Genomic DNA, 3,739 nt, shown 5'->3' on the forward strand with positions numbered 1-3,739 from the left:
AAAATCGGGGAAGACTTAAATTAAATGAAACATTGGTCATTTGCTGAAAAGTAAATTTGTAAATTTAAAAATAGAAGATCGATGAAAAATAGTTCGAATCAAGGTGGCAATTTTATGGAAAAACAATCCGAATTGAATACTGTACTAGTCACTGCATATGCTAAGGCACCTCAAGGAAGCGCAATGTATGAAGTATATAAACATGCAGGAATAATATTGGAAATTGATCCGAAAACCAACCTAATTATTAATGCGGAATTCACTTTTTTAGCAGATTTAACAAAGGATTTTTTTAGACGTATGATGGTCGGTTATGACTTATCCAATGGGATTGATGAACTAATTCGGAGAGTTGAGAAGCATTATTATGCTCCCTCAACGAATTCCGTAGTTGTTGCATTAAAAGCAGCCTATAAAAGGTACATTGAAAGACTTAATCAAGTGAAATAAAACTCTTTATAATTGCTGAAGTTAGCGGCTCTTGGGTTTTCAAAGTAAAATGGAAGAACATTATAGAGATATACCGTTGTAATAAAGTTCAGAGATGGGAATTCTTTCAACTTGAAAGTTATTAATAAAGTAGTAAAATGAATTCAACAGTAAATTTTATAAATGTAAATTCTTAATCAATTGCTGATTACGATGGTGGAGAGATGTAGTCTTAATGTTGAAAACTCACCGTTTTCATTAAATTTAAGGTAGCCCAGTCTTTCCAAAGGAAAAAGCAAAATGCTTATTTCCTTTGGATTGGCTGGGCTTTTTGCTTTGTCAAAATAAGTAGGGAGTGAAATCCATGCAAAAAGTAAAAAGTACTAAAGAAATCATTACAAAAGTAAATTCAGGTGACACCATTATGGTGGGAGGATTTGGTTTAGTTGGAGCTCCATTAAGTTTAATTGACGAATTGACACGCCATGATGTAAATCACCTTACCATAATCAGTAATAACCTGGGTGAACCGGGAAAGGGCCTGGGCATTTTATTACGACAAGGAAAAATTAGAAAAGCTATTGGTTCGTACTTTACTAGTAACAGGGAAGTGGGAGATCAGTTTAATCAAGGTAAACTTGAAGTTCAGATTATGCCTCAGGGAACGATGTCTGAATCGATAAGGGCTGGAGGAGCCGGTATTGGCGGCTATTATTCAAAAACAAGTGTTGGGACTCAATTGGCTGAAGGGAAAGAAGTACGCGAACTTAATGGAGAATTGTTTGTATTTGAAGAGCCGCTGCGAGCAAATGTTTCCCTTATTAAAGCTGCAAAGGCAGATACTCTTGGGAATTTAGTGTATTACAAAACGGCTCGTAATTTTAATCCGTTAATGGCCACAGCAGCTGACTTCGTCATTGCGGAAGTTGATGAGATTGTCGAGGCAGGAGAGCTCTCACCCGATGAAATTGTCACTCCTCACTTATTTGTAGACGCCATTGTAGAAAGCCATCTCATTTTAACTAAGGAAGGAGTTGTACCGAAATATGCAATCAAATAATGAGATTCAAGAGGTAATAGCGAAACGGGCAGCAGCAGAGCTTCAACCTCATTCAGTCATTAATTTAGGCATCGGAATCCCGACGCTAATTGCAAAATATGTGGATTCAGAGTTCGTTTATTTCCATACAGAGAATGGAATGCTTGGAGTACAAGAGTTGAATAGGGAAGAAAATCTTGATCCTAATCTCGTCAATGCAGGAAAGCTTCCAATCGGAGAGGAAATTGGAGCCTCATATTTTAATAGTGCAGACTCTTTTGCCATGATCCGCGGGGGACATGTGGATGTTGCCATATTAGGAGCACTGCAGGTTGATGAACAGGGGTGTATTGCAAACTGGGCTATACCGGGGAAAAATATCATGGGAGTAGGAGGGGCAATGGATCTTTTAAGCGGGGCGAAAAAGATTATTGTTACGACCAATCATACCGCCAAAAATGGGGATTCTAAAATAGTTAAAAATTGCTCATACCCGATTACATCCATTCGTAAAGTTGATTTGATTATTACAGAATTAGCCGTTTTTGAATTCCAAAATAATCAGTTAGTATTAAAAGAATTAATGCCTGGTGTCACTTTGGAAGAAGTTCAAGAAAAGACGGATGCGGACTTTAAAGTTATGTCAGTAAACCATGGAGGAAAACATGAATAATAAAGTTTATGTCGTAAGTGCACAACGGACAGCGGTGGGAAAAATAGGTGGAGCTCTAAAGGACTTACAGGCGGATGAACTGTTACTTCCATTATTTCATAATTTAATAGAAAAGAATATTCTTCCTGTGGAAGTCATTGATGAAGTGATCATTGGTCAGGCAAAACAGAGCCAAGACCAAGCCAATATTGCTAGAGTGGCTCTTTTAAAGGCAGACCTGCCGGAGTCAATTCCAGGGTACACTGTAAATCGCCAATGTGGATCTGGTATGCAGTCTATTCATAATGCTTTCTTGGCAATTCGAGCTGGCCTTGGTCATGCCTATATTGTTGGGGGGGTAGAAAGCATGAGCAATGCCCCATATTATATTCGAAATGGACGTTATGGCTTTCTTTCAGGAAACAGTGAAATTCTCGATCCGAATAAGGAAAGTCAGCCGGGTTCCCAGCCTATAGAGAAGTACGGAAGGCTTGTAATGGGAATGACAGCAGAAAATCTGGCTGAAGATTATTCGATCTCCCGTGAGGAGCAAGATTTATTTGCATATGAAAGTCAGCAAAAAGCACTTAGTGCCATTGAAAATGGAGATTTCCAGAAAGAGATTATACCTGTAACAGTTCCACAAAAAAAGGGAGAGTCCATTATTTTTTCTACTGATGAACATCCAAGGAAAACAGATTTAGAAAAATTAGGTAATTTAAAACCTGTGTTTAAGAAGGAGGGAACAGTCACAGCGGGGAACTCATCCGGATTAAACGACGGTGCATCTATGTTGTTACTGGTCTCCGGTCAAATGGTGGATCGATATCAATTAGAGCCTTTAGTAGAAGTTGTAGGACTTGGAGTTTCAGGGGTAAAGCCAGATCGGATGGGAATTGGGCCTGTTGAGGCAACAAAAAAAGCGTTAAGCATGGCAAATATACAACTTGCGGATTTAGATTTAATTGAACTTAATGAAGCTTTTGCTGCTCAATCGTTAGCTGTCATAAAAGAACTGGGTTTAGCAATGAATAAAACTAATGTAAATGGCGGAGCCATTGCACTAGGGCATCCGATTGGAAATAGTGGTGCTAGAATTAGTGTGACACTTATACACTCCATGTTGAAAAGAAAGGCGAAGTGGGGGCTTGCTACCCTTTGTATGGCAGGTGGACAAGGTATCGCAACAGTATTTCGGGCGCCGGATTCCCCACAAAATTAGGGTTTGAATTGCTGTTAAATCACGGATGAATTAACTGCCTGCAATAACAGTATCTTTTTTGAATGAATTCCAACAAAATTACAAAATAAGACTATTCAATCTAATCAATAAATAAAACGAAACAAATACATCTGGAGGAACTATCATGCGTAAAACGAAAAAAATATCATTTCTAGAATTAGTACAGGAAAACAAAAAACAACTTCTTAACAATAACGAGGAATTAGAAAGAATTGAAAAACGTATTGAAAAACGTCATGAAATAAAACGAAATCAGCAAAAAAAATATGGATCGAATACAATGGTTAAATATTAAGGATGTTCAATGATGAAATTTAGAGTGAAATTATTTGATCATAAAGGAAAAAAACTTGAAATTGAAAATAAAGTCATAGGT

Annotated in this window: 5 protein-coding genes; all 5 read left to right on the forward strand. The window is 37.6% G+C overall.

Annotated features, from left to right (window positions below; genetic code table 11):
- The first annotated feature begins 114 nt into the window (after window positions 1-114).
- Complete coding sequence (locus tag V7161_RS18055) at window positions 115-450, forward strand: DUF3870 domain-containing protein (protein ID WP_335714348.1); 336 nt, start codon at window positions 115-117, stop codon at window positions 448-450.
- A 343-nt stretch (window positions 451-793) separates the two neighbouring features.
- Entirely contained in the window at window positions 794-1,489 is a 696-nt protein-coding gene (locus V7161_RS18060) for a CoA transferase subunit A (protein WP_335714349.1), read from the forward strand.
- Window positions 1,476-2,141, forward strand: a complete 666-nt coding sequence (locus tag V7161_RS18065; RefSeq protein WP_335714350.1) for a 3-oxoacid CoA-transferase subunit B — start codon at window positions 1,476-1,478, stop codon at window positions 2,139-2,141. The genes V7161_RS18060 and V7161_RS18065 overlap by 14 nt, the downstream gene beginning before the upstream one ends.
- The gene (locus V7161_RS18070; RefSeq protein WP_335714351.1) at window positions 2,134-3,342 is read left to right on the forward strand and encodes a thiolase family protein; all 1,209 of its coding nucleotides are present in this window, start codon (window positions 2,134-2,136) and stop codon (window positions 3,340-3,342) included. The genes V7161_RS18065 and V7161_RS18070 overlap by 8 nt, the downstream gene beginning before the upstream one ends.
- A gap of 145 nt (window positions 3,343-3,487) precedes the next feature.
- Window positions 3,488-3,658: an FbpB family small basic protein gene (locus V7161_RS18075; RefSeq protein WP_335714352.1), complete on the forward strand. Its 171-nt coding sequence runs from the start codon at window positions 3,488-3,490 to the stop codon at window positions 3,656-3,658.
- Window positions 3,659-3,739 lie beyond the last annotated feature (81 nt).

Origin of the sequence: Neobacillus drentensis (genome assembly GCF_036965425.1) — a bacterium.
Lineage (GTDB): Bacteria > Bacillota > Bacilli > Bacillales > Cytobacillaceae > Neobacillus > Neobacillus drentensis_F.